This is a genomic window from Streptomyces galbus, from assembly GCF_005280195.1.
GTDB lineage: Bacteria > Actinomycetota > Actinomycetes > Streptomycetales > Streptomycetaceae > Streptomyces > Streptomyces galbus.
On sequence record NZ_SZPR01000031.1, the window covers coordinates 256,569 to 280,999 of the forward strand.

Annotated in this window: 24 protein-coding genes and 2 pseudogenes; 7 read left to right on the forward strand and 19 right to left on the reverse strand. The window is 73.4% G+C overall.

Translation table 11 applies throughout. The annotated features are described in order from the left end of the window. Window positions 1-96 precede the first annotated feature (96 nt). The 6 genes from gatB to E4U92_RS31820 form a co-directional block, all read right to left on the reverse strand. Window positions 97-1,611 carry an Asp-tRNA(Asn)/Glu-tRNA(Gln) amidotransferase subunit GatB gene (gene gatB, locus E4U92_RS31795; RefSeq protein WP_137303887.1) on the reverse strand — a complete coding sequence of 505 codons (1,515 nt, stop codon included), beginning with the start codon at window positions 1,609-1,611 and terminating at the stop codon, window positions 97-99. Window positions 1,612-1,627: 16 nt separating this feature from the next. Next, window positions 1,628-1,867 carry a hypothetical protein gene (locus E4U92_RS31800; RefSeq protein ID WP_137303888.1) on the reverse strand — a complete coding sequence of 80 codons (240 nt, stop codon included), beginning with the start codon at window positions 1,865-1,867 and terminating at the stop codon, window positions 1,628-1,630. Next, the gene (gene gatA, locus E4U92_RS31805) at window positions 1,864-3,357 is read right to left on the reverse strand and encodes an Asp-tRNA(Asn)/Glu-tRNA(Gln) amidotransferase subunit GatA (RefSeq protein WP_137303889.1); all 1,494 of its coding nucleotides are present in this window, start codon (window positions 3,355-3,357) and stop codon (window positions 1,864-1,866) included. The genes E4U92_RS31800 and gatA overlap by 4 nt, the downstream gene beginning before the upstream one ends. A 6-nt stretch (window positions 3,358-3,363) precedes the next feature. Next, window positions 3,364-3,660, reverse strand: coding sequence for an Asp-tRNA(Asn)/Glu-tRNA(Gln) amidotransferase subunit GatC (gene gatC / locus E4U92_RS31810; protein ID WP_006130840.1), 297 nt, complete (start codon window positions 3,658-3,660; stop codon window positions 3,364-3,366). Between the two features lie 110 nt (window positions 3,661-3,770). Next, window positions 3,771-4,262: a cupin domain-containing protein gene (locus tag E4U92_RS31815; RefSeq protein WP_137303890.1), complete on the reverse strand. Its 492-nt coding sequence runs from the start codon at window positions 4,260-4,262 to the stop codon at window positions 3,771-3,773. Between the two features lie 51 nt (window positions 4,263-4,313). Next, a complete protein-coding gene (locus tag E4U92_RS31820; protein WP_137303891.1) occupies window positions 4,314-4,685 on the reverse strand; it encodes a DUF4267 domain-containing protein in 372 nt (123 codons plus the stop codon). Between the two features lie 96 nt (window positions 4,686-4,781). On the opposite strand from E4U92_RS31820, the gene E4U92_RS31825 reads away from it, so the two are divergent. Beyond that, entirely contained in the window at window positions 4,782-5,366 is a 585-nt protein-coding gene (locus tag E4U92_RS31825) for a TetR/AcrR family transcriptional regulator (protein WP_137303892.1), read from the forward strand. An 87-nt stretch (window positions 5,367-5,453) separates the two neighbouring features. On the opposite strand, the gene E4U92_RS31830 is transcribed toward E4U92_RS31825, so the two are convergent. From E4U92_RS31830 to E4U92_RS31850, 5 genes are all read right to left on the reverse strand, one after another. Continuing rightward, complete coding sequence (locus tag E4U92_RS31830) at window positions 5,454-7,793, reverse strand: putative bifunctional diguanylate cyclase/phosphodiesterase (RefSeq protein WP_137303893.1); 2,340 nt, start codon at window positions 7,791-7,793, stop codon at window positions 5,454-5,456. Between the two features lie 260 nt (window positions 7,794-8,053). Next, the gene (gene ligA / locus E4U92_RS31835; protein ID WP_137303894.1) at window positions 8,054-10,246 is read right to left on the reverse strand and encodes an NAD-dependent DNA ligase LigA; all 2,193 of its coding nucleotides are present in this window, start codon (window positions 10,244-10,246) and stop codon (window positions 8,054-8,056) included. Between the two features lie 15 nt (window positions 10,247-10,261). Then, a complete protein-coding gene (locus tag E4U92_RS31840; RefSeq protein WP_137303895.1) occupies window positions 10,262-11,269 on the reverse strand; it encodes a methionine synthase in 1,008 nt (335 codons plus the stop codon). 59 nt (window positions 11,270-11,328) lie between these two features. Beyond that, entirely contained in the window at window positions 11,329-12,027 is a 699-nt protein-coding gene (locus tag E4U92_RS31845; RefSeq protein ID WP_137303896.1) for an SDR family oxidoreductase, read from the reverse strand. A gap of 18 nt (window positions 12,028-12,045) precedes the next feature. Beyond that, a complete protein-coding gene (locus E4U92_RS31850; protein WP_168372088.1) occupies window positions 12,046-12,585 on the reverse strand; it encodes an LOG family protein in 540 nt (179 codons plus the stop codon). 51 nt (window positions 12,586-12,636) lie between these two features. On the opposite strand from E4U92_RS31850, the gene E4U92_RS31855 reads away from it, so the two are divergent. Next, window positions 12,637-12,999 carry a DUF427 domain-containing protein gene (locus tag E4U92_RS31855; protein WP_137303898.1) on the forward strand — a complete coding sequence of 121 codons (363 nt, stop codon included), beginning with the start codon at window positions 12,637-12,639 and terminating at the stop codon, window positions 12,997-12,999. A gap of 38 nt (window positions 13,000-13,037) precedes the next feature. After that, window positions 13,038-13,820 (forward strand): alpha/beta fold hydrolase, encoded by a 783-nt coding sequence (locus tag E4U92_RS31860; protein WP_137303899.1) that lies wholly within the window; start codon window positions 13,038-13,040, stop codon window positions 13,818-13,820. A 16-nt stretch (window positions 13,821-13,836) separates the two neighbouring features. Here the strand turns inward: E4U92_RS31860 and mnmA are convergent, their stop codons facing one another. Further along, window positions 13,837-14,961 carry a tRNA 2-thiouridine(34) synthase MnmA gene (gene mnmA, locus E4U92_RS31865; protein ID WP_137303900.1) on the reverse strand — a complete coding sequence of 375 codons (1,125 nt, stop codon included), beginning with the start codon at window positions 14,959-14,961 and terminating at the stop codon, window positions 13,837-13,839. Between the two features lie 96 nt (window positions 14,962-15,057). Here mnmA and E4U92_RS31870 point away from each other — a divergent pair, with 96 nt between their 5' ends. Continuing rightward, window positions 15,058-15,786 (forward strand): N-acetylmuramoyl-L-alanine amidase, encoded by a 729-nt coding sequence (locus E4U92_RS31870; RefSeq protein WP_137303901.1) that lies wholly within the window; start codon window positions 15,058-15,060, stop codon window positions 15,784-15,786. Between the two features lie 48 nt (window positions 15,787-15,834). On the opposite strand, the gene E4U92_RS31875 is transcribed toward E4U92_RS31870, so the two are convergent. The 3 genes from E4U92_RS31875 to E4U92_RS36080 all read right to left on the reverse strand — a co-directional run bounded on the left by E4U92_RS31875 (window position 15,835) and on the right by E4U92_RS36080 (window position 17,554). Next, window positions 15,835-17,004, reverse strand: coding sequence for a cysteine desulfurase family protein (locus E4U92_RS31875; RefSeq protein ID WP_137303902.1), 1,170 nt, complete (start codon window positions 17,002-17,004; stop codon window positions 15,835-15,837). A gap of 103 nt (window positions 17,005-17,107) precedes the next feature. After that, window positions 17,108-17,374, reverse strand: a complete 267-nt coding sequence (locus E4U92_RS31880) for a DUF4190 domain-containing protein (RefSeq protein WP_137303903.1) — start codon at window positions 17,372-17,374, stop codon at window positions 17,108-17,110. 15 nt (window positions 17,375-17,389) lie between these two features. Then, window positions 17,390-17,554, reverse strand: coding sequence for a hypothetical protein (locus tag E4U92_RS36080; RefSeq protein ID WP_168372082.1), 165 nt, complete (start codon window positions 17,552-17,554; stop codon window positions 17,390-17,392). A gap of 146 nt (window positions 17,555-17,700) precedes the next feature. Here E4U92_RS36080 and E4U92_RS31885 point away from each other — a divergent pair, with 146 nt between their 5' ends. Next, window positions 17,701-18,327, forward strand: a complete 627-nt coding sequence (locus E4U92_RS31885) for a TetR family transcriptional regulator (RefSeq protein ID WP_137303904.1) — start codon at window positions 17,701-17,703, stop codon at window positions 18,325-18,327. A gap of 98 nt (window positions 18,328-18,425) precedes the next feature. Here the strand turns inward: E4U92_RS31885 and E4U92_RS31890 are convergent. After that, window positions 18,426-19,406, reverse strand: a pseudogene (locus E4U92_RS31890) (helix-turn-helix transcriptional regulator). Between the two features lie 112 nt (window positions 19,407-19,518). Here E4U92_RS31890 and E4U92_RS31895 point away from each other — a divergent pair. Next, window positions 19,519-20,148, forward strand: a complete 630-nt coding sequence (locus E4U92_RS31895; RefSeq protein ID WP_137303905.1) for a TIGR03086 family metal-binding protein — start codon at window positions 19,519-19,521, stop codon at window positions 20,146-20,148. A 28-nt stretch (window positions 20,149-20,176) separates the two neighbouring features. On the opposite strand, the gene E4U92_RS31900 is transcribed toward E4U92_RS31895, so the two are convergent. Continuing rightward, window positions 20,177-21,028 carry a thioesterase family protein gene (locus E4U92_RS31900; RefSeq protein ID WP_137303906.1) on the reverse strand — a complete coding sequence of 284 codons (852 nt, stop codon included), beginning with the start codon at window positions 21,026-21,028 and terminating at the stop codon, window positions 20,177-20,179. A gap of 503 nt (window positions 21,029-21,531) precedes the next feature. Here E4U92_RS31900 and E4U92_RS36885 point away from each other — a divergent pair. Continuing rightward, window positions 21,532-22,224 (forward strand): annotated as a pseudogene (locus E4U92_RS36885) (alpha/beta hydrolase); the annotation flags it as partial. A gap of 67 nt (window positions 22,225-22,291) precedes the next feature. Here the strand turns inward: E4U92_RS36885 and E4U92_RS31910 are convergent. Further along, window positions 22,292-22,999, reverse strand: a complete 708-nt coding sequence (locus tag E4U92_RS31910; RefSeq protein WP_137303908.1) for a trimeric intracellular cation channel family protein — start codon at window positions 22,997-22,999, stop codon at window positions 22,292-22,294. A gap of 77 nt (window positions 23,000-23,076) precedes the next feature. Then, window positions 23,077-24,426: an ABC transporter ATP-binding protein gene (locus E4U92_RS31915; RefSeq protein WP_373311634.1), complete on the reverse strand. Its 1,350-nt coding sequence runs from the start codon at window positions 24,424-24,426 to the stop codon at window positions 23,077-23,079. Between the last annotated feature and the right edge of the window lie 5 nt (window positions 24,427-24,431).

Here is a 24,431-nt window from a genome sequence, read left to right on the forward strand (position 1 = left end):
GACGGTTCCGGGGCGCCGGCGGACCCGGAGGACGAGGGCGTGCGGGCACGCGAACGGCCCCGGAGGCGGGTCGTCTCCGGGGCCGTTCGCGTGGGCTCAGCCCTCGGTGACGCCGAGCTTCTCCAGGATCAGCTCCTTGACGCGGGCCGCGTCGGCCTGGCCCCGGGTGGCCTTCATGACCGCGCCGACCAGGGCACCGGCCGCGGCCACCTTGCCGCCGCGGATCTTGTCGGCGACGCCCGGGTTGCCGGCGATGGCGTCCTCGACGGCGGCGGTCAGCGCGCCCTCGTCGGAGACGACCTTCAGACCGCGCTGGTCGACGACCTCGTCCGGGGTGCCCTCACCCGCGAGGACGCCCTCGATGACCTGGCGGGCCAGCTTGTCGTTCAGGTCGCCCTTCGCGACGAGCTCGGTGACCCGGGCCACCTGCTGCGGGGTGATGGCCAGTTCGTCGAGTGCCTTGCCCGACTCGTTGGCGCTGCGGGCGAGTTCGCCCATCCACCACTTGCGGGCGGACGCCGCGTCCGCGCCGGCGTCGATCGTGGCGACGATCGGCTCCAGCGCACCGGCGTTGAGGATCGCCTGCATGTCGGTGGCGGAGATGCCCCACTCGGCCAGCAGCCGGGTGCGGCGGGCCAGCGGCAGCTCGGGCAGCGCGGCACGGATCTCCTCGACCCACGCGCGCGAGGGCGCCACGGGGACGAGGTCGGGCTCCGGGAAGTACCGGTAGTCCTCGGCCTCCTCCTTCACGCGGCCCGAGGTCGTGGACCCCGTGTCCTCGTGGAAGTGGCGGGTCTCCTGCACGATCGTGCCGCCGGAGGACAGCACGGCCGCGTGCCGCTGGATCTCGAAGCGGGCCGCGCGCTCCACGGACCGCAGCGAGTTGACGTTCTTCGTCTCGGACCGGGTGCCGAACTTCTCGGTGCCGTTCGGGCGCAGCGAGAGGTTCACGTCGCAGCGCATCTGGCCCATCTCCATGCGGGCCTCGGACACGCCGAGGGCCCGGATGACCTCGCGCAGCTCACGGACGTACGCCTTCGCCACCTCGGGGGCGCGCTCGCCGGCGCCCACGATCGGCTTGGTGACGATCTCGATGAGCGGGATGCCCGCGCGGTTGTAGTCCAGCAGCGAGTGGGACGCGCCGTGGATACGGCCGGTGGCGCCGCCGACGTGCGTCGACTTGCCGGTGTCCTCCTCCATGTGGGCGCGCTCGATCTCCACGCGGAAGGTCTCGCCGTCCTCGAGCTGCACGTCGAGGTAGCCGTCGAAGGCGATCGGCTCGTCGTACTGGGAGGTCTGGAAGTTCTTCGGCATGTCCGGATAGAAGTAGTTCTTCCGGGCGAAGCGGCACCATTCGGCGATCTCGCAGTTCAGCGCGAGGCCGATCTTGATCGCGGACTCGACGCCGGTCGCGTTGACGACCGGCAGCGCGCCGGGCAGGCCGAGGCAGACGGGGCAGGTCTGGGAGTTCGGGTCGGCGCCGAGCGCGGTCGAACAGCCGCAGAACATCTTGGTGCGGGTGCCGAGTTCGACATGGACCTCGAGGCCCATGACGGGGTCGTACGACGCCAGCGCGTCCTCGTACGACACCAGGTCGATCGTGGTGGTCACGGTGAGTACTTCCCTCTCAGCCCAGCAGGACGTCGTCGTCGCCCAGCCGCTTCAGCTCGCGGTAGAGGAGGGCGAGGCCGGTGACGATGCCGGCGGCGGTGACGACCGCGTCGACGAGCCGCAGCGTGTCGTTCTCGGCGCGGGCCTTCTTGATCTGCTTCGCGGCGCCGACCGCGCCGAACGCGGTCGCGGCCATGGACAGGTAGGTGCCGGACTTCGACTTCTTGAAGCCCTTGGCCTTGGTCAGTGCGCTCACAGCGACGGTGCCTCCTCCAGCAGCGGGTGTCCCCACTTTTCCACGAAGGCGGCCTCGACGGCGGCGCCCACCTTGTACAGCCGGTCGTCCTGCATCGCCGGGGCGATGATCTGCAGGCCCACCGGGAGCCCGTCCTCCGGGGCGAGGCCGCACGGCAGCGACATCGCCGCGTTGCCCGCCAGGTTGGTCGGGATGGTGCACAGGTCCGCGAGGTACATCGCCATCGGGTCGTCGGCGCGCTCGCCGATCGGGAAGGCGGTGGTCGGGGTCGTCGGGGAGACGATCACGTCGACCTGCTCGAACGCCTTCTCGAAGTCCCGGGTGATGAGCGTGCGGACCTTCTGTGCCGAGCCGTAGTACGCGTCGTAGTAGCCGCTCGACAGCGCGTACGTGCCCAGCATGATGCGGCGCTTGACCTCCGGGCCGAAGCCCTCCGCGCGGGTGAGGGCGGTGACGTCCTCGGCGGAGCGGGTGCCGTCGTCGCCGCTGCGCCGGCCGTAGCGCAGGCCGTCGAAGCGGGCCAGGTTGGAGGAGCACTCGGAGGGCGCGATCAGGTAGTACGCCGACAGCGCGAGGTCGAAGGACGGGCAGTCCAGCTCGACGATCTCGGCGCCCAGCTCCTTCAGCAGCGCCACCGACTCGTCGAACCGCTGGATGACGCCGGCCTGGTAGCCCTCGCCGCGGAACTGCTGGACGACGCCCACGCGCATGCCCTGGACGCTGCCGTTGCGGGCGGCCTCGACGACCGCCGGGACCGGGGCGTCGATGGAGGTGGAGTCGAGCGGGTCGTGCCCGGCGATGACCTCGTGCAGCAGGGCCGCGTCCAGGACCGTGCGGGCGCAGGGGCCGCCCTGGTCGAGGGAGGACGAGAAGGCGACCATGCCGTACCGGGACACCGCGCCGTACGTCGGCTTCACGCCGACCGTGCCGGTGACGGCGGCCGGCTGGCGGATGGAGCCGCCGGTGTCGGTGCCGATGGCCAGCGGCGCCATGTACGCGGCCAGCGCGGCCGAGGAGCCGCCGCCGGAGCCGCCGGGGATCCGGGTGAGGTCCCAGGGGTTGCCGGTCGGGCCGTAGGCGCTGTTCTCGGTGGAGGACCCCATGGCGAACTCGTCCATGTTGGTCTTGCCGAGGATGACCACGTCGGCGTCCTTCAGGCGCCGGGTGAGCGTCGCGTCGTACGGCGGGATCCAGCCCTCGAGGATCTTGGAGCCGACGGTCGTCGGGATGCCCTCGGTGGTGAAGATGTCCTTGAGGGCGAGGGGGACGCCGGCCAGCGGGCCGAGCTCCTCCCCGCGCTCGCGCTTGGCGTCGACGGCCCGGGCCTGGGCGAGCGCGCCCTCGCGGTCCACGTGCAGGAAGGCGTGCACCTTCTCGTCGACGGCCTCGATCCGGGCCAGGTGGGCCTCGGTGACCTCGACGGCCGTGAGCGCGCCGGAGGCGATCCGGGCGGCGGTCTCGGCGGCGGTGAGCTTGGTGATGTCCGTCATGGCGGGTTACTCCTCCCCCAGGATCTGCGGCACCTTGAAACGCTGCTGCTCCTGGGCCGGGGCGCCGGACAGCGCCTGCTCGGGGGTGAGCGACGGACGGACCTCGTCCGCGCGCATGACGTTCGTCAGCGGGAGCGGGTGCGAGGTCGGCGGTACGTCTTGGTCGGCGACCTCACTGACGCGGGCGACCGCGCCGATGATGTCGTCCAGCTGTCCCGCGAAGTGGTCGAGCTCTTCGGGCTTCAGCTCCAGACGCGCCAGCCGGGCGAGGTGGGCGACCTCCTCGCGCGTGATGCCAGGCATGCAGCGTTCCTCTGGGGTGAGTGTGTGTGGTGTGGGGCCAATCCTAGGGGGCGGGGGGCTCCGGCCGTTAAACGGTTTCCCCCGGGTCGCCGTCGAACGGTTTCCCGGGCTCAGTGCCGGGTGTCCCAGGCGGGGCTGGTCAGGAAGTGGTTGTCGTACAGCTCCTGGACCTCCAGCAGGCTCTCCGGGGTGACCTCGCCCAGGCGGATGCGCTGCAGGTGGCGGAAGTAGGCGAAGCGCTCCACGCCCGGCGTGATCACGATGAGCAGGTCCAGCGGGGCGCCGGGCGCGGCGGCGAAGGCGTGCGGGCGGTCCGGCGGGACGACGATCAGGTCGCCGCGCCCGGCGGTGACCACGTCGTCGCCGGACAGGACCTCGGCGGTGCCGTCGAGGACGTAGAACATCTCGGCGGAGTGGTGGTGCACGTGCGGCTTGGCGCCGTCGGCGCCCTCCGCGAGGGTCACGCGCACCGTGGACAGCGCGCCACCGGTGGCACTGCTGTCGGCCAGCAGCCGTACGGCGACGGGGTCGCCCCCGACCACCTCGGCCTCGGCGTCACGGACCAGGACGGTCTCGTCGAACTTCGGCACGAACAGCGACATCGTCGGCTCCCCCGGTGGGCGTGCGGGCCCGGTGGCCCGTGGTGGACGCGGTCAGACGGCGAACAGCAGGGCCGCGCTGACCAGTACAACGACCGCGGTGGCGAAGTGGATCCCGAACGCGACGGCCTTCTGCCCGCCGTGCCGCAGGACGATCACCGTGTCGACGAGCGGGACCAGCGCCACGCAGACCATGAACCAGGCCTCCGCGCGGACCCCGACGAAGGCCAGCAGCGCCAGGCCCACCAGCCCGAGGGTGCCGTCGCGCAGCCCCTTGACGGACAGGTAGGCCCCCGCGTCGCCGTGCGCGTCGGCCGGCACGCCGTAGCCCGCGGCGGCAGGGGTCGGCCGGAACCAGAAGCGGTAGCCCAGGAACAGGCAGAACAGGTCGAGCAGGATGGCCAGGGTGTACGCGGTGACGGTCATGGGAGCCCCCTGATGAGTGGTGCTAGCGGTGCTAGCTGTTGTAGCGAAGCTAGCACGAGCGCCGACAGGTTGGCTAGCGCTGCTAGAATCGGGAGCATGTCGATCCAGACGCGCCGGGAGCGCGAACGAGCGGAGCGGGAGCGGCTGATCGTCACGGCCGCGCGCGAGCTGGCCGAGGCCGAGGGCTGGGACGCCGTGACCACACGGCGCCTGGCGGCCGAGATCGAGTACAGCCAGCCGGTCCTCTACAGCCACTTCAAGGGCAAGGACGCGATCATGGCGGCGGTGGCGGTGGAAGGCTGCGCCGAGCTCGCGGTCGAGCTGCGCGCCGCACGGGAGGCCGCCTCGGGGGCGCGGGCGCGGCTGGCGGCGGTCGGCGAGGCGTACACGGCGTTCGGCCGGCGGCGGCCCGCGCTGTACGACGCGATGTTCACGCACGCCGTGGACCTGCCGTTCGCGACGCCCGAGGCGCCGGCCCCGCTGCAGGAGGCGTTCGGCGAACTGGTGCGGGCGGTGGAGCCCATCGCCGCCGACGGCGACGACGTCCCCCTGCTGACGGAGACGTTCTGGGCGAGCCTGCACGGCCTGATCACCCTGCTGCGCAGCGCCCGCCTGCCGGAGGCGGACCACGCCCGCCGACTGGACCTGCTGATCGGGCACTTCACGGCGGGGAGGGTCTGAGCGGCAACCCGGGGAGGGCATGAGGCCACGAGGGTCTGAGAGGCGGCCGGGGAAGGGCCGCCGGCGGGCCTGAGGGCGGCCGGGGGGCTACTCGGCGGCCGGCAGGGCCGCTCGGGGGCGTTGCCAGCCGCGGGAGCCGCGGGCCAGCAGCCACGCGGTCATCTCCTCGGGCGGCATCGCCGCGGCGACCAGCCAGCCCTGCACCGCGTCACAGCCCAGGTCGCGCAGCCGCTCCCAGGTCTCGTCGTCCTCGACGCCCTCGGCGACGACGAGCAGGCCCAGCGAATGCGCCAGGTCCACCGTGCAGCGCACGATCTCGGCGTCCTCGGCGTCCACGGCCAGCCGCGCCACGAACGACCGGTCGATCTTCAGCTCGCTGACCGGCAGCCGCCGCAGGTGCACCAGCGAGGAGTACCCGGTGCCGAAGTCGTCCAGGGACATCTTCACGCCGTGCCCGGTCAGCGCGTTCAGCGTGTCGGCGGCCCGCTGCGGGTCCTCCAGCAGTACGTGCTCGGTGATCTCCAACTGCAGCGCGCCGGCCGGGACCCCGTGCCGGGCCAGCCGCGCGGCCACCGAGCCGGCGAAGCCCGGCGTGTGCACGTCCCGCGGCGAGACGTTCACCGCGACCGGCACGAACAGCTCCTGCTCCCGCCACCGGGCCACCTGCCCGAGCGCGGTCTCCAGCACGTACTCCGTCAGGTGGGGCATCAGCCCGGAGGACTCGGCGATCGCGATGAACTCGTCCGGCGGCACCTTCCCGCGCTCCGGGTGCACCCACCGCACCAGCGCCTCCAGACCGGCCACCTGGCCGTCGAAGCGGACCTTCGGCTGGTAGTGCAACTGCACCTCGTGGGCGTCCAGGGCCCGGCGCAGGTCGCCCAGCAGGCCCAGCCGGTCGGGGGTGTTCGAGTCCCGCTTCGACTCGTACACCTCCACGCCCGTACGGTCGCGTTTCGCCTGGTACATCGCCACGTCCGCGCGGCGCAGCAGTCCCTCCGCGTCGAGGGCGTGGTCCGGGAAGACGGCGACCCCGGCACTGGCCTCCAGCACGAGCGTGAGGCCGTCGAGGTCGAGCGGGGAGCTGAGCGCGGACACCAGGGCGCGCGCGACGCGGGTCGCGGACGTCGTGGAGTCGGCGACGGGCAGTAAGACGGCGAACTCGTCCCCGCCGAGCCGGGCGACCTCCGCGCCGCGCGGCAGCGCCACCCGCAGCCGGTCGGCCGTCTGGAGCAGCAGTCGGTCCCCGGCGAGGTGGCCCAGGGTGTCGTTGACCGAGCGGAACCGGTCGAGGTCGATCAGCATGAGCGCGGCGCGGGCCCCGATGCGCTCGGCGTCGTCGAGGGCGGTCCAGGTGCGCTCCAGCAGCCACTGCCGGTTGGGCAGTCCGGTCAGCGGGTCGCGGAGCTGCTCCTCGGCGCGGGCCCGGGCGATCCACAGCGTGGAGTCGAGGGCGATCAGCGGGATGGCGAACAGCGGCAGCAGGACGGGCTTGGCGACGGCCACCACGCACACCAGCGGGGCGATGCCGAGCAGGGCGACGGCGACCAGGCCCTGCCGGACCAGGGCGGTGCGGGCGACGGTGGGCAGTCCCCCGCGCGGGGCGTTCAGGTACCACAGCAGTACGCGGGTGACGGCGAGGTAGGCGACGGCCACCAGGATCACCTGGGGGGCCGTGTAGAGGGTCCAGGTGCCGGGGTCCCAGGGGTTCTCGACGGACGGCACGCGTCCGCAGGCGGCCAGCAGCAGGGCGCCGGCGCCGATGCCGAGGATGTCCACGGCGCCCTGCAGCACGCCCTGGCGCCAGCGGTGGCGCCGGGCTATGCCGACCAGGACGACGACGGTGAGGCTGACCATGCCGGCGGGCACCCAGCCGTACAGCAGCAGCACGGCCAGGGTGAGGGCGGCCCCGGAGCCGGTGCCGCCCCACCAGCGGGCCCGGCCGAGCATCACCAGGTGGCCGACGATGACGCCGCTGAGCAGGGCGAGCGACCAGCCGGTCGTCCCGGACGGGAACAGCGCGTGGTCGCCGGTGAAGGCGCGGTAGAAACCGGCGCCCAGGGCGAAGCCGGCGGCCGCGACCACGGCGGCGGGCAGCGCGGGCCAGGACGGGTGGCGTTCGGTGTCGGCGCCGGGCAGTCCGAGGGAGACCGGGAGGACGGGCAGCAGGCCGCGGGTGCGGGCGTGCGGGGCGGCGGGCGCCACGGGGACGGACGACCCGGACGACCCGGACGCAGACGCAGACGCAGACGACGCGATCGACGCCGACGGCCCGGACGGCGCGGCACCGGTGGCGGGCCGCCCGGCGGGGTGCCCGGGGGCACCCGGACGCCGGCCCGGCCGGGCCGGCCACCGGCCCGCCCACCGGGTGCCGGCCGTCCGGAGCCAGGGCAGCCGCGCGTGCGTCGCGGCGCTCTCGGTCGGTTCCATTCCCGTCCCTCTCACAGCCGGCGGTGCCCACGCCCCGCGGCCCGATGCCCGACGAACCATCCACGGCGCCGCGTTGGAAAACCCTTTCCCCTGCGCATCGCGAGCGCGGGGATGCCCCGACCGCAGTGGGGCCCGGCAGGCGCACCTCTCAACAGTAGGCCGCGGAAGGCTTTCACGGGCAGCGGTCGCCGACGGTTGCCCGAATGCGCCCGGGCCACCCGTATACATCTGATATGCGCTGATCGGGTGGCCTTCAACCGCTATTCCTCGGTCGGGAGCGCCACCCCCGCCGCCGCCTCGGGCCCCTGTTCCAGCAGGACGACGAACCCGTCCTCGTCCAGCACGGGCACCTTGGCCTGCACCGCCTTGTCGTACTTCGATCCGGGGCTGTCACCCACCACGACGAACGAGGTCTTCTTGGAGACCGAACCGGTCACCTTCGCACCGCGGCTCTGCAGGGCCTCCTTGGCCGCGTCGCGCGTGAAGTGCTCCAGCGTGCCGGTGACGACGACCGTGAGCCCCTCCAGGGGACGGGGCCCCTCGTCCTCGGCCGCGGCCTCCTCCTCGAGGCGCACTCCGGCGGCCTTCCACTTGCGCAGGATCTCCTGGTGCCACTCCTCGGCGAACCACTCCTTGAGCGAGGCGGCGATCGTCGGGCCCACGCCCTCGGTGCCCGCCAGCTCCTCCTCGCTCGCCTGCTGGATCCGGTCGATCGAGCGGAACTCGCGGGCCAGCGCCTCGGCGGCGACCGGTCCGACGTGACGGATCGACAGGCCGGTGAGCACCCGGGCGAGCGGGCGCTCCTTGGCCGCCGCGATGTTGTCCAGCATGGCGAGCGCGTTCTTCTTGAGCTCGCCCTGCTGGTTGGCGAAGACCGTGACGATCTTCTCCTCGCCGGTCTTCGGGTCGCGCTTGGGCAGCCCGCTGTCCTGGTCGAGGACGTACGCCTTGATGGGCAGCAGCTGCTCCGCGGTGAGGTCGAACAGGTCGCCCTCGTCCTTCAGGGGCGGGTCGGCGGGCTCCAGGGGCGCGGTCAGCGCGGCGGCGGCGACGTAGCCGAAGTGCTCGATGTCCAGCGCCCTGCGGCCGCCGAGGTAGAACAGGCGCTCGCGCAGCTGGGCGGGGCAGCCGCGCGCGTTGGGGCAGCGCAGGTCGACGTCGGCCTCCTTCATGGGCCGCAGCGGCGTACCGCACTCGGGGCACTCGGAGGGCATCACGAACGGGCGCTCGCTGCCGTCGCGCAGGTCGACGACGGGGCCGAGGATCTCGGGGATGACGTCGCCGGCCTTGCGCAGCACCACGGTGTCGCCGATCAGCACGCCCTTGGCCTTGACGACGTCTTGGTTGTGCAGGGTGGCGAACTCGACCTCCGAGCCGGCCACCGTGACCGGCTCCACCTGCGCGTACGGCGTGACCCGGCCCGTACGGCCCACGCCCACGCGGATGTTGACCAGCTTGGTGTTGACCTCCTCGGGCGCGTACTTGTACGCGATGGCCCAGCGCGGGGCGCGGGCCGTGGAGCCGAGGCGACCCTGCAGGCGGATCTCGTCGAGCTTGACGACGACGCCGTCGATCTCGTGCGCCACGGAGTGGCGGTTCTCGCCGTAGTACGCGATGAACTGCCGTACGCCGTCGAGGTCGTCGACGACCCGGTTGTGCGGGGAGGTGGGCAGGCCCCACTCCTTGAGCAGGTCGTACGCCTCGGACAGGCGGGTCATGCCCTCGAAGCCCTCCAGGGCGCCGATGCCGTGGACCACCATGTGCAGCGGGCGGGTGGCGGTGACGCGCGGGTCCTTCTGGCGCAGCGAACCGGCCGCCGCGTTGCGCGGGTTGGCGAACGGCTTGTCGCCCGCCTCGACCAGCCGGGCGTTGAGCTCCTCGAACTTCTCCATCGGGAAGTAGACCTCGCCGCGGATCTCCACGAGCGTGGGGACGCCGTCGCCGTGGAGGCGGTCGGGGATCTCGGCGATGGTGCGCACGTTGGGCGTGATGTCCTCACCCGTGCGGCCGTCGCCGCGGGTCGCCGCGCGCGTGAGCCGGCCGTTCTCGTAGGTGAGGTTGACCGCGAGGCCGTCGACCTTCAGCTCGCACAGGAAGTGGTACGCGGAGGTGCCGACGTCCTTGTGGACGCGCTCGGCCCAGGCGGCGAGCTCCAGGTCGTCGAAGGCGTTGTCCAGCGAGAGCATCCGCTCGCGGTGCTGGACGGCCGTGAACTCCGTCGCGTACCCGCCCGACACCTTCTGGGTGGGCGAGTCGGGCGTGCGCAGCTCGGGGTGCTCCTCCTCCAGCGCCTCCAGGGACCGCAGCAGGCGGTCGAACTCGGCGTCGCTGATGACGGGAGCGTCCTTCACGTAGTAACGGAAGCGGTGCTCCTCGATCTGCTCAGCGAGCTGGGCGTGCCGCTCCCGCGCCTCGGCGGGCACCGTCGTCTCCGCTTGCTTGTCGCCGGCCACCGTGTTGTCCTCCCGTCACTCTGGGTTGTCCGCGAGGGATCTCGCCGCCCGGACGCAGTGGGCGAGGGCCCGGCGGGCGTACGCGGGCGAAGCGCCCGCGAGGCCGCACGCCGGAGTGACCGTGACAGCCTGCGCGAGAAGCTCCGGCCGCAGCCCCAGCCTGCGCCACAGCGTCCTGACACCCATGACGCTACCGGCAGGGTCTGACAATGGACCGTCCACGGCGGGTACGACACCGGCGAAGAGCGCGGTGCCGGCCTCGACGGCCTCACCGATCGCGTCGTCGTCACGCTCGGTGAGCAGGGAGGCGTCGAACGACACGGCGGCCGCACCGGCCCGGCGCAGCAGGGCGAACGGCACGTCCGGCGCGCAGGAGTGCACCACCACGGGTCCGGTCGTGTGCACCCCGACGACGTCCCGCAGGGTGGCCTCGACCACCTGCCGGTCGACGGCGCGGTGGGTGCGGTAGCCGCTCGCGGTGCGCACCTGCCCGCGCAGCACGGCGGTGAGGGACGGCTCGTCGAGCTGGAGCACGGGCCGGGCGCCGGGGACGCGGCGGGCGACCTCGGCCAGGTGCGCGCGCAGGCCCTCGGCGAGGGACCCGGCGAGGTCGCGGCAGGCCCCGGGGTCGGAGAGCGCGGCCTCGCCGTTCTTCATCTCCAGGTTGGCGGCGAGCGTCCAGGGCCCGACGGCCTGCACCTTCAGCGCGCCCTCGTAGCCCTGGGTGAACTCCTCCAGCGCGTCGAGGTCCTCCACCAGCCAGGACCTGGCCCGCCGGGTGTCGCGTCCCGGCCGGTCACCGATCCGCCACCCGCTGGGCTCCACGCGCGCGTACAGCTCGACGAGGAGTCCGGCGGTGCGGCCGATCATGTCGGCGCCCGGGCCGCGGGCGGGCAGTTCGGCGAGGTGCGGGAAGTCCTCGAAGGACCCGGTGACGGTCTTGGCGGCCTCCCTGGCGTCGCCGCCGGGCAGGGAGCCGACGCCGGTGGCGGGCCCGAAGCGGAACTCAGTGTCGTTGCTCACCCCGGCAGCCTACGTAACCCGGCCCGGCCGGTCCCCCGGCCGGGTCCCCGGGGCGGCGGTCAGGCGCCCGGGCGGACCGTCAGGTCGTTGACCTCGGCGTCCCGGGGCAGGTCGAGCGCCATGAGGATCGTCGTGGCGACCGACTCCGGGTCGATCCACGCGGACGCGTCGTAGGGCTTGCCCTCCTGCTGGTGGACCTTGGCCTGCATCGGGCTGGCCGTGCGTCCGGGGTAGACGGAGGTGACCCGGACGCCGTGGCCGTGCTCCTCCTGGCGCAGGGAGTCCGCGAGGGCCTTCAGGCCGTGCTTGGAGGCCGCGTACGCCGCCCAGTCGGCGCTCGCGCGCAGGCCCGCCCCGGAGTTCACGAACAGCACGTGGCCGCGGCTCGCCCGCAGCTGGGGCAGGAAGTGGCGGGTGAGTTCGGCGGGCGCGATCAGGTTGACGTTGAGCTGGTGGCGCCAGGACTTCGGGGTGAGCTCGCCGACCGGGCCGAGGTCGACCACGCCCGCGACGTGCAGCAGCGAGTCGACCCGGTCGGGCAGCGTCTGGTGGGAGAACGCCCAGCTCAGCCGTTCGGGCTCGGCGAGGTCGCCGACCAGGGTGCGCGCGCCGGGGAACTGCGCGGCCAGCTCCTTGGCCCGTCCCGCGTCGCGCGCGTGCAGCACGAGCTCGTCCCCGCGCGCGTGCAGGCGGCGGGCGACGGCCGCGCCGATGCCGGAGCCGGCCCCGGTGATCACATGTGTAGCCATGCCCGCCATGCTCGCACCCTCCCGGACTCAGGCGATGCCCTGGCTCTCCTCCAGGTAGGCCAGCGCCCCCACCGGCTCCTCCGCGAAGAACACCAGCTCGGTCAGGGGCCGGGGCAGGAAGCCCTCCGCGTCCATGCGCCGGAACTGCTCCTTGAGCCCGTCGTAGAACCCGGCGGTGTTCAGCAGCACGACCGGCTTGTCGGTGTGCCCGTGCTTCTTCAGCTCCAGGATCTCGGTGGCCTCGTCGAGGGTGCCCGTGCCGCCCACCATGATCACCACGGCGTCCGCCTTCTCCAGCAGCAGCCGCTTGCGCTCGGCGAGATCCTTGGCGACCACCATGTCGTCGACGCCCGGACGGACCCGCGCGGACAGGAACTCCACCGAGACCCCGCACAGGCGTCCGCCCGCCTCCTGCACGCCGTCCGCGACCACCTTCATCAGCCCGACGTCGGACCCGCCCCAGACCAGCGTGTGGCCGCCCCGGCCGAGGAGTTCGGCGAACTCGCGCGCGGGACGGGTGTAGCGGTCGTCGAGGTCGGCGGCGGAGAGGAAGACACAGATACGCATGGCGTCCACGGTACGCGGGAAGATTCGCGGCCCCGCGGGCGCTGTCCGTACATGGCCACTGGACACACGATCACCATCGAGCAGGGCGACCTCCGCGTGCGCGTGGTGCGCGACGGACAGGTGCTGGCGGAGAGCGACCGGCCGCTGGTGCTGCGCGAGACGGGCTGTCCCGTCCGCTACTACCTCCCCGCCGAGGACGTCCGCACGGATCTGCTGACGCCGTCCGACACGCACACGTACTGCCCGTTCAAGGGCACCGCGTCGTACTGGTCGCTGCCGGACGCGCGCGACGGCGCGGACGGCACGGACGGCACGGACCGCGTGTGGGCGTACCCCGACCCCAAGCCGGACGTCGCCGCGATCAAGGACCACCTGTGCTTCTACGACACCGAGGTGGTCGCGGACGTGTCGTAGCGCGATGAGATCCGTGCCCTGCGGCAGTCTGCACGGGCATGGACGACAACCTCCTTTCCCGCGACGGGACCCGTATCGCCTACGAACGCGCCGGCCGGGGTCCCGCGGTGATCCTGGTCAGCGGCGCGCTGTCCACCGGGGGCACCCTCGCTCCGCTGGCCGCCCGGCTCGCGGAGCGCTTCGAGACGGTGGTCTACGACCGCCGGGGCCGCGGCGACAGCGGCGACACCGAGCCCTACGACGTGCTGCGCGAGGTCGAGGACCTGGCGGGGCTCGTGGAGACGGTGGGCGGTGAGGCGTCGCTGTTCGGCGTGTCCTCGGGGGGCGCGCTGGTGCTGCGGGCCCTGGCCGAAGGGCTGCCGGTGCGCCGCGCGGTGGTCTACGAGGTGCCCTACGGGGACTTCTCCCCCGCCGGCGCCGAGCAGCGGGCCGCGTACACCCGGGACCTCACCGCGGCGCTGGAGCAGGGCCGGCGCGGGGACGCGGTGGAGCTGTTCCTGCGGCTGACCGGCATGGCGGACGACATGATCCGCGGTGCCCGCCAGGCGCCCATGTGGGCGGCCCTGGAGTCGGTCGCCCCGAGCCTCGCCCACGACGACGCCGTCATGGACGGCGGGCTGGTGCCGCGCGAGCTGCTGGCGTCGGTCGGGGTGCCGGTGCTGGCCCTGGCGGGCGGCGCGAGTCCCGACTGGCTGCAGCGCGCCGCACACGCGGTGGCCGAGGCGCTGCCGCAGGGCTCCAGCCGGGTCCTGGAAGGCCAGACCCACGTGGTGGACCCGGACGCGGTGGCACCGGTGCTGACGGAGTTCCTGGCGTCCTAGAGGCCAGCGGTGGGGCTCAGGCGGCGCCCGCGGTCGCGCGCACCGTCGACGCGATCGTCGCCGAGCCCACCACGCGCGTGCCGTCGTACAGGACGATCGCCTGGCCGGGGGCCACGCCGCGGACCGGCTCGGTGAAGGTCACCCGCAGCTCGCCGTCGACGGGTTCGGCCCGCACCTCGGTCTCGCCGCCGTGGGCCCGGAGCTGGGCGGTGTAGACGGCGGGGCCGGTGGGGGCGGCGCCGCACCAGCGGGGCCTGATCGCGGTGAGCGCCGAGACGTCCAGGGCCTCGGCGGGGCCGACCGTGACGGTGTTGTCCACCGGGGAGATGTCCAGGACGTAGCGGGGCTTGCCGTCCGGGGCGGGGGTGCCGATCCTGAGCCCCTTGCGCTGGCCGATGGTGAAGCCGTACGCGCCCTCGTGCGTGCCGAGCCGGGTGCCGGACTCGTCGACGATGTCGCCCTCGGCGCGGCCGAGGCGCCGGGCGAGGAAGCCCTGGGTGTCGCCGTCGGCGATGAAGCAGATGTCGTGCGAGTCGGGCTTCTTGGCGACGGCGAGGCCGCGCCGCTCTGCCTCCGCCCGGATCTCGTCCTTGGTGGTGACCGTGTCGCCGAGCGGGAACAGCGCGTGCGCGAGCTGGCGCTCGTCGAGCACGCCGAGGACGTACGACTGGTCCTTGGCCAGGTCGGAGGCGCGGTGCAGCTCGCGGGAGCCGTCCTCGTGCACGACGACCTTGGCGTAGTGACCGGTGCAGACCGCGTCGAAGCCCAGGGCGAGCGCCTTGTCCAGCAGCGCCGCGAACTTGATCTTCTCGTTGCAGCGCAGGCAGGGGTTGGGGGTGCGGCCGGCCTCGTACTCGGCGACGAAGTCCTCGACCACGTCCTCGCGGAAGCGGTCGGCGAGGTCCCAGACGTAGAACGGGATGCCGATGACGTCGGCGGCGCGGCGGGCGTCGCGGGAGTCCTCGATGGTGCAACAGCCCCGCGCGCCCGTGCGGAACGACTGGGGGTTCGCGGAGAGCGCGAGGTGGACGCCGGTCACGTCGTGCCCGGCTTCGGCGGCGCGGGCGGCGGCGACGGCGGAGTCGACCCCGCCGGACATGGCGGCGAGGACGCGGAGGGGACGCTGCGAGGTCTCAGTCATAACCCTTCCAGGGTACGGGGCGGCGGGAACCGGGGTGCCCGGGTGCGCGTTCCTCTTCCACAGGGGGCGCGCCAGGCGGCACGGGACGGGACGGGCATGGGGGCGACGGAGAAGGGCACGACGACGGGCACGCAGAGGGACACGGGGACGGGCGCCGGGAGGTCCGGGGCCGGGAAGGACGCCGACCGGCGGATCGGGCGGCGGGCCCTGCTGATCGGCGGCGCGGCGGCCGTCGTGGGTTCGGCGGTGCTGGCCCGTGACGAACTGGGGCGGCTGTGGTGGCGGCTGCCGGGCGTGGAGAAGCCGCGTGTCGAGGGCGCGGTCGACTTCCGGGGCGCGCGCTGGGTGGCGGCCTCGCCGGCCAACTTCCGCTGGGCCGACCGGCCCGACGACTACGCGATCGACCGGGTGGTCGTCCACGTCACGCAGGGCAGCTTCGCCAGCGCGGTGAAGGTGTTCCAGGACCCGGGCCACCGGGCGGCGGCGCACTACATAGTCGGCCGGGACGGCCGCGTGACCCAGATGATCCGCGAGCTGGACGTGGCGTTCCACGCGGGGAACCGCGAGTACAACGAGCGGAGCGTCGGCATAGAGCACGAGGGCTTCGTGGACCGGGCGTCGTCCTTCACGGACGCGATGTACGCCTCCTCGGCCCGGCTGACGGCGGGGATCTGCGCGCGCTACGGCATCCCCGTGGACCGGGCGCACATCATCGGCCACGTCGAGGTGCCCGGCGCGGACCACACGGACCCCGGCCCGCACTGGGCCTGGGACCGCTACCTCCGCCTGGTGCGCGCGGCGCGCGGAGCCGGTACGCCCGTGTGAGCGCGCCGGGGCCGGATCCAAAGGGAGCGTGGGCCCCGTGCCCGGTGCCTACGTGAGCCCCGCCGCACGCGCCCGTTCCACCGCGGGGCCGATGGCCTTGGCGAGGGCCTCGACGTCGGCCTCGGTGGAGGTGTGGCCGAGGGAGAAGCGCAGGGTGCCGCGGGCCAGGTCGGGGTCGGTGCCGGTGGCCAGCAGCACGTGGCTGGGCTGGGCCACGCCCGCGGTGCAGGCCGACCCGGTGGAGCACTCGATGCCCTGGGCGTCCAGCAGGAGCAGCAGGGAGTCGCCCTCGCAGCCGGGGAAGGAGAAGTGGGCGTTGGCCGGGAGCCGGCCCTCCGGGGCGGGGTCACCGCCGAGGACCGCGTCGGGCACGGCCGTACGGACGACGTCGACGAGCTGGTCGCGCAGGGCGCCGATCTCCCGGGCGAACCAGTCGCGCTGCTCGGCCGCGAGCCGGCCGGCGACGGCGAACGAGGCGATGGCCGGGACGTCCAGGGTGCCGGAGCGGACGTGGCGCTCCTGGCCGCCGCCGTGCAGGACGGGCACGGGGGTGTACTCGCGGCCCAGCAGCAGGGCGCCGATGCCGTACGGCCCGCCGATCTTGTGGCCGGAGACGGTCATCGCGGCGAGGCCGGAGGCGGCGAAGTCGACGGGGACCTGACCGACGGCCTGCACCGCGTCGGCGTGCAACGGGACACCGAACTCCCGTGCCACTTCGGCCAGTTCGGCGACCGGCAGGACCGTGCCGATCTCGTTGTTGGCCCACATGACGGTGGCCAGGGCCACGTCGTCGGGGTTGCGGGCGATCGCCTCGCGCAGGACCTCGGGGTGGACGCGGCCGTGGTGGTCGACGGGGAGGTACTCGACAGTGGCGCCCTCGTGCTCGCCGAGCCAGTGGACGGCGTCCAGGACGGCGTGGTGCTCGACGGGGCTGGCCAGGACCCGGGTGCGGGCCGGGTCGGCGTCGCGGCGGGCCCAGTACAGGCCCTTCACGGCGAGGTTGTCGGCCTCGGTGCCGCCGGAGGTGAAGACGACCTCGCTCGGGCGGGCGCCGAGCGCGTCCGCGAGGACTTCGCGGGACTCCTCGACCGTGCGGCGCGCCCGGCGCCCGGATGCGTGCAGGGAGGACGCGTTGCCGGTGACGCTCAGCGCGGCGGTCAGCGCCTCCGCCGCCTCCGGGAGCATCGGGGTCGTCGCGGCGTGGTCGAGGTATGCCATGGTGACGCCGATTGTACGGCGCCCGTCGAACGAGCCCCGGGGCGCGGTCGGTCCGTGGACACGCGGGGCCCTCGCCGGTGACCGGGCCGCTCGCGGGACGGCCTCAGAAGCTCCAGGAGACCGTCGAGTCGACGTGCATGAAGGCGACGAGGACGACCAGGTCGAGGACGCCGAGGGCGAGGCCCAGGTAGGCGCGGCCCTTGCGCTGCGTGCCGCGGATCAGGGCCACGGAGGCCAGGATGATCGCGGTCGGCCCGAGGAAGACGTTGAGGACCAGGAAGCCGACGAGGCCGAGGATGAACGACGCCACGGCCATGCCGTCGGTGTCGCGCAGGCCGGTGCGACGGGTGGCGGGTGCGGTGAGGTGCATGACTGATCAGCTCCTTCAGCGGTGGCCGGCACTGCGGCGGCCGTGGCGCTCACGGACGGCGAAGATGACGAGCCAGCCCGCGATGACGGCGGCGGCGACGAGGGTGAAGCCGAACGGCGCGTGGGCCACGGTGCCCAGGACCACGCCGAGCAGCAGGAGTGCGGCGACGAGGAACAGCATGGGATCCAATCCCCCCTTCGAGACGGGGTCGGTGCCGTCTCCGTGACATTTCGGTGAACAGTTGTAGGTACAGTTGTTCACTGAGTTCCCAGTCTAGCGCGATCCACAACTTTCCAATTACAGAGAACAGTTGTTAACTGGATGACATGAGTCACACCGTGGGCATCCGGCAGGTCCAGAAGCAGAAGACCCGGCAGGCGCTCCTGGACGCGGCCCTGGCCCTGCTGGAGGAGCAGAGCCTGAGCAGCCTCGGCCTGCGCGAGGTCACCCGGGCCGTCGGGGTCGCCCCGACCGCCTTCTACCGGCACTTCCGCTCCACCGCCGACCTGGGCGTGGCCCTGGTCGAGGAAGCCCTCGGGAGCCTGCACCGGATGGTGCGGTCGACGGTGACCGCGGCCGACTCGAGCGACGAACGCATCCACCGCGCTGTGGAGTTGATCGCCCGTCACGTGGACGCGTACCCCGCTCACGTCCGCTTCATCGCCCGCGAGCGACATGGCGGGGTCCAGTCGGTGCGGGAGGCGATACGCGGCCAACTGGGCCGGTTCGCCGAGGAGGTGCGCGACGAGCTGGCGCAGGACCCCGAGGCGCGCGGCTGGAGCGAGGACGACCTGCTCATGCTCTCCCACCTCTACGTCGACCAGATGCTCGCCACCTCCTCGCTCTTCCTGGAGGCACTGGACGGCCCCGAGAGCGAGCGCGAGCGGATCACCCGGCTCGCCACCCGGCAGATGCGGCTGATCAGCATCGGCCGCCGGCACTGGCTCGATTGAGCCGGTGGTGGGGGTGAGTTCCGGCCGCGTCGCGCCCGTCGGCTCCAGTTCCGGCTCCGACTCCGGCTCCGGTTCCGGTTCCGGTTCCGGCCCGGGTTCTATCCGGACGCGCGGTCGGCGGTCCCGTACATCCGCGTGACGGAGGCGGCCGCCGCACGCAGTTCCTCGCGCGCCTCGGGCGGGTCGAGGACCTCCACCTGGTCGGAGAACGCGAGGAGCTGGCGGACGGCCACGAGGAGGGGGAAGGCCAGCCGGACGGTCACCCACGCGCTCCCGCCGTCGTCCTCGGCGGGCGGCCCGGTCAGGTGCGCGGCGTTCATCCGCAGGAACATGTCGAGCCGGGGACGCCGTACCCGCACGGTCACGGCGTAGGCGTCGGGCCGGTCCTCGACCTGGCGGCGCAGCACCTCCCAGGCGTCGGCGAGTTCGACGCCCGGCCGCCGGCGCACCGGGTCGTCCAGGACCGCCGCCGAGCGCACCCGGTCCGCGCGGAAGAGCTGCGGGGCGCCGCGCCGGTCGGCGACCAGGTACCAGACGCCCGCCTTGGAGACGAGGCCGTACGGGTCGACGGTGTAGGTGCGCGTTTCGCGGGCGCCGCTGTGGCGGTAGCGCAGGCGCAGTCGGCGGTCGGCGAAGACCGCGTCCTGGAGGGTGTCCAGGTCGGCGGCGGGCTGCGGGCCGCCCTTCCAGCGGGTGGCGTCGACCAGGATCCGCCGGCTGGTGACCTCGGCGGCCGGGCGGTACGGCGCGGGCAGCGCGGCCATGACCTTGCGCAGGGCGGAGCCCAGGGCCGCGTCCAGGCCGAGGGCGGCGTGCGCGCCCTGGGCCGCCAGGATGAACAGGGCCCGCGACTCGTCGGCGGTCAGTCCGGTGACGTCCGTGCGGAAGCCGGGGAGCAGGTGGATGCCGCCGTGCCGGCCGCGCTCGGCGTAGACCGGCACGCCCGACGCCGACAGGGCCTAGACGTCGCGGTAGACGGTGCGCACCGACACCTCCAGCCGTTCGGCGAGTTCGGGTGCGGGCACGCGGCCGCGGGTCTGCAGGAGCAGCAGGATCGCCAGCAGGCGGTCGGACTTCACGCGCCCAGCATCGCGCCGCCCGGAAGTCCGTCGCAAATCCTGACGGAAACTGTCAGGTTATGCGGTGAGCATCGCCTGCGTACCGAGTCACCGAACGGCAGGAGAGACCCCCATGACCACCCAGCTCACCGCAGACCGCCGGCCCGCCTGTGCCGTCGACCCGCGCCCCGTCTACGCCCGCGCCACCGAGCAGGCGGCCGCCGTGATCGCGGCGGTGCGGCCCGAGCAGCTCACCGGGCCCACGCCGTGCGCGGAGTTCGACGTACGGACGCTGCTCTCCCACGTCCTGGGCGGCACCCTGCGGATCGCGGTCGTCGGCGAGGGCGGCGACGGGCTCGCCGTCCACCCGTTCGTGGACGGGGTCGCCGACGACGCCTGGCCGCGGGCCTACGCCGAGGTCCGGGCGCGCGTGCTCGCGGCGTGGGAGCCCGACGAGCGGCTGACCGCCCTGGTGCGGGTGCCGTGGGGCGAGGTGCCCGGGCACGCGGGGCTCTCCGGATACGTGATGGAACTCGTCGCCCACACCTGGGACCTGAACGAGGCGCTGGGCCGGCCGGTCGAACTGGCCGACGACCTGGCCGGGTTCGCGCTGGCGGCCGCGCACCGGGCGCTGCCCGACCCGGAGCGCGACGCGGACACGCCGTTCGCCGCGGCCCAGGAGGTGGCCGAGGGCGCGGACGCCTACGCGCGGCTGGCGGCCTGGCTCGGGCGGGCGCCGCTGGCGCCGGCCACCGACGCCTGAGCGGCGCCCGCCGCGACCGCGGCCCCGCTCAGCCCCGCAGGACCCGGGCGAGCTGGCGGGACTGCGCGACCAGGCGGTCCCGGCTGTCCCAGACCTCGGCGTCCTCCTCCAGGAAGCCGCCCGCGAGGTTGCGCGTGGTGATCGCCACGCGCACGGGGCCGGGGGCCGGCCGGGCGCGGACGTGGACGGTCAGCTCGACGGTCGGCACCCAGCCGGAGACGCCGAGGTCGAAGGCGGTGGGCGGCAGCGCGTCCACGGCGAGGAGCAGCGAGAAGGGGTCGTGGTCGCGGCCGTCGGCCAGGCCGAACCAGGCGCGCATCTCGCCCTTGCCGGACGGCTGCCCGAGCGCCCAGCCGACCGTCGCCGGGTCCAGCTTCAGCATCAGCCGGTCGGCGATGGGCTGCTGGTCGCCCTGCGGGACGGGGTTGTCCTCGGGGCCGAAGCACTGGCTCGGCGGCGGGATCGCGGGCGGCTCCGCCGAGGTGCGGACGTCGTCGGGCAGGGCGTCGAGGTCGCCGTAGGAGGCCAGGACGCGGATCCGCTCGACCTCCCGGCCCTCCTCGTCGTACTGCAGGAGGGACGCCTGGCCGGTGGAGAGGGTGCGGCCGGTGCGCACGGTCTCGGTGCGCACGACGGCCGGGCCCGGCCGGGAGGCGCTGAGGTAGTGCGCGGTGAGGGTGAAGGGGTCGCCGTGCGGCAGGGTGTCCGCGAGGGCCCGGCCGAGCACGGCGAGCAGGTAGCCGCCGTTGACCGCGCCGAAGATGGTCCAGCCGTCAGAGAGGTCGATGCCGTAGAGGCCGGGTTCGCGCTCGGTGACCGCGGTGTCGCGGTCGAACTCGCTGTCGCCGACGGCGGCGGGAGCGGTGACTGCTTCTGACATGGGTGAACCGTACAACAGGATAATACTAAGCGGTAGCTTTTCTCGTGGGCCGCGGCGTCCCGGCGGCGGAGGACACCTGCCACCGGGTGAAGGTCCGGCAATATCTCGGTAAGTGTCCGTACTCGTCCGTAAACCCGTGAACGCCGCGTGCCCTCTCTTAGGACATGAGCCTCACCGGGACTCCGTTCCTCTACACCCTGATCGTGCTGTCCGTCGTCGCGGTCGCGCTGCCGCTGGCGCTGTGGTCGCGGCTGCGCGGCCCGCAAGTGCTGCGCGCCGCCGCCCGCGTGCTGATGCTGCTGTTCGCCCAGGGCACCGCGATCGCCCTGGTCTTCGTGCTGGTCAACAACGCCAACAACCTGTACGACACCTGGGACGACCTGCTCGGCACCGGCAGCCACGTGCGGCAGGCCGCCGACCTGGGCCGGGACGGCACCGGCGGCGTCGAGCTGAGCAACCTCCCGCGGGTCCGGCAGGAGTTCACGGCCGCCCAGGGCGCCGGCATGCACGCGGCCGGCGGGGTGCGGGTCACCCAGCTCGACGGCCGGGTCTCCGGGGTGAACGCCGAGGTCTACGTCTGGCTGCCCCCGCAGTACGACCGGCCCGCCTACCGCACCCACCGCTTCCCCGTGGTGGAGCTGCTCCCGGGCTACCCCGGCTCCGCGAAGTCGTGGTTCGGCTCGCTGAAGGTGCACGAGCAGCTCCTGCCGCTGATGCGCGAGGGCAAAGTCGCCCCCTTCATCCTGGTCGCCCCGCGCACCACGCTGCTGCCCGGCGTGGACACCGGATGCGCCAACATCCCGGGCACGGTCAACGCCGACTCCTGGCTGAGCCTGGACGTGCCGCGGATGGTCATGGACAACTTCAGGGCCCAGTCCGCGCCCCAGGGCTGGGCGGTCGCCGGCTACTCGGCCGGCGCCCACTGCGCCGCCAAGCTGGCGGTCGCCCACCCCGACCGCTACCGGGCCGCGGTGACCATGTCCGGCTACAACGACCCGATCGCCGAGCGCACCTCCCTGGCCGCGCAGAGCCGCTCGCTGCGCGCGCAGAACAACCCGTACGTACTGCTGCGCCGGGCCGCCACCCCGCCGCCCGTCGCGCTGTACGTCTCCGGCCAGCCGGGCGACGGCTACGAGGCCGGCGAGGCACTCCGCAAGGAGGCCAAGGCGCCGACCAGCGTGCACGTGGTCTACATCCCGAAGAGCGCGGGCGGTCACACCATGGCGCTGTGGCGGCCGCAGGTGGTGCCCGCCTTCACCTGGCTCACCGTCCAGCTCGGTCAGGGACACCCGGTGCGGGAGCCGAAGGGGGCGGCTGCTCCTCACGCACCGTCGAGCGGCGGTGCCAGGCACGCGGCGCTCGCCAGTGGTAGCGCATCGCGAGAAGGCGCAGCACGAAGGCGGTGACCGCGGCGAGTCCGCTGGCGAGCGGGGTCAGCACGCCGTAGCGCAGGCAGAGCGCCACCATGGTCGCGCCGACGATGGCCGGCACGGCGTACAGGTCGCGGTCCCAGCGCAGCAGCGAGGGCACCTCGTTGGCCAGGACGTCGCGCAGGACGCCCCCGCCGACGGCCGTGGCGAGGCCCAGCGCGGCCGAGGCGGTCAGACCCAGGCCGTGGTCGTACGCCTTCGTCGTCCCCGCGACGCAGAACAGGCCGAGGCCGGCCGCGTCGAAGACGTTCACCCCGGCCTGGATGCGCTCCACCTCCGGGTGCAGGAAGAACACCAGAAGGGCGGCGAGCAGCGGGGTGAGGAAGTAGCCCAGGTCGGTGAAGGCGGCCGGGGGCACGGCGCCGATCACCAGGTCCCGGAACAGCCCGCCGCCCAGCGCGGTGACCTCGGCGAGGACGGCGATGCCGAAGACGTCGAAATTCTTGCGGACCGCGAGCAGCGCACCCGAGATGGCGAACACGAAGATGCCGACCAGGTCGAGGGTGTGCTGGACGGACGGGCTGAAGAGTTGGTGGACCACCCTTCCATTCTCACCCAACCCGAAGCCCCCGCCTTACATTGCAAGGCGGGGGCTGGGTACTGCTGGGTTTTCGCTGCCTACTTCTCCTGGGCGGGAGCCTCCGGCGCGGCGGGGGCCTCCGCCTCGACCGCGGGGTCCGGCTCGGCGGCGGGCGCGGGCGCGGCGGCGGGGTCCGCCTTCGCGACCGGCTCGGCGTCGACGGCCGGCTCCGCCGTGGTGTCGGCGGCCGGCGCGGCCTCCGTCGCCACGGACGGCTTGTGCGGGGCGACCTCGGCCGCCACCGCGGCCGACGTCTCCGCCGACTCCGCCAGCACCTCGTCGGGCACCAGCTCGCTCGCCTCCTTCGCGGCGGTCAGCAGCACCGTGTCCTGCGGCTGCTGGTCCTCGAAGTTCTCCGGGTGGTGGCAGGCGACGCGCTGACCGGGGCGCAGCTCCAGCAGCGGCGGCTCGGTCGTGCGGCAGATCTCCGTGGCCTTCCAGCACCGGGTGTGGAAGCGGCAGCCGCTCGGCGGGGCGATCGGCGAGGGCACGTCGCCCTTGAGCAGGACGCGCTCGCTCTTCTCCGCCTTGCGCCGCGGGTCCGGGATCGGCACCGCGGACATCAGCGCCTTGGTGTACGGGTGCATCGGCGTCTTGTAGAGCAGGTCGCGGTCGGCCAGCTCCACGATCTTGCCGAGGTACATCACCGCGATGCGGTCCGAGACGTGCCGGACGACCGACAGGTCGTGGGCGATGATCACGTACGTCAGGCCCAGTTCCTGCTGGAGGTCGTCCAGCAGGTTGACGACCTGCGCCTGGATCGACACGTCGAGCGCGGAGACCGGCTCGTCGGCCACGACCAGCTTCGGGTTCAGCGCGAGCGCGCGGGCGATGCCGATGCGCTGGCGCTGACCGCCGGAGAACTCGTGCGGGTAGCGGTTGTAGTGCTCGGGGTTGAGGCCGACCACCGACAGCAGCCGCTGCACTTCCTTCTTGACGCCGCCCTCGGGCTCGACGCCCTGGAGCTTGAAGGGAGCGCCGACGATCGTGCCGATCGTGTGGCGCGGGTTCAGCGACGAGTACGGGTCCTGGAAGATCATCTGCACGTCGCGGCGCAGCGGACGCATGCCCGCCACCCCGAGGTGCGTGATGTCCTTGCCCTCGAACTCGATCTTCCCGGCGGTCGGTTCGAGCAGCCGGGTGATCAGCCGGCCCATCGTGGACTTGCCGCAGCCCGACTCGCCCACGACGCCCAGGGTCTCGCCCGCGCGCACCTCGAAGTCGATGCCGTCGACCGCGTGGACCGCGCCGACCTGCCGCTGGAGCAGGCCCTTCTTGATCGGGAAGTGCTTCTGCAGGCCGGTGACCTTCAGCAGCACGTCGCCGTCGGCGCGGCCGCCGTCCGTGCTCTGCGCGGGAATCGTCGCCGCTTCGTCGTCGCGTTTCACGTCAC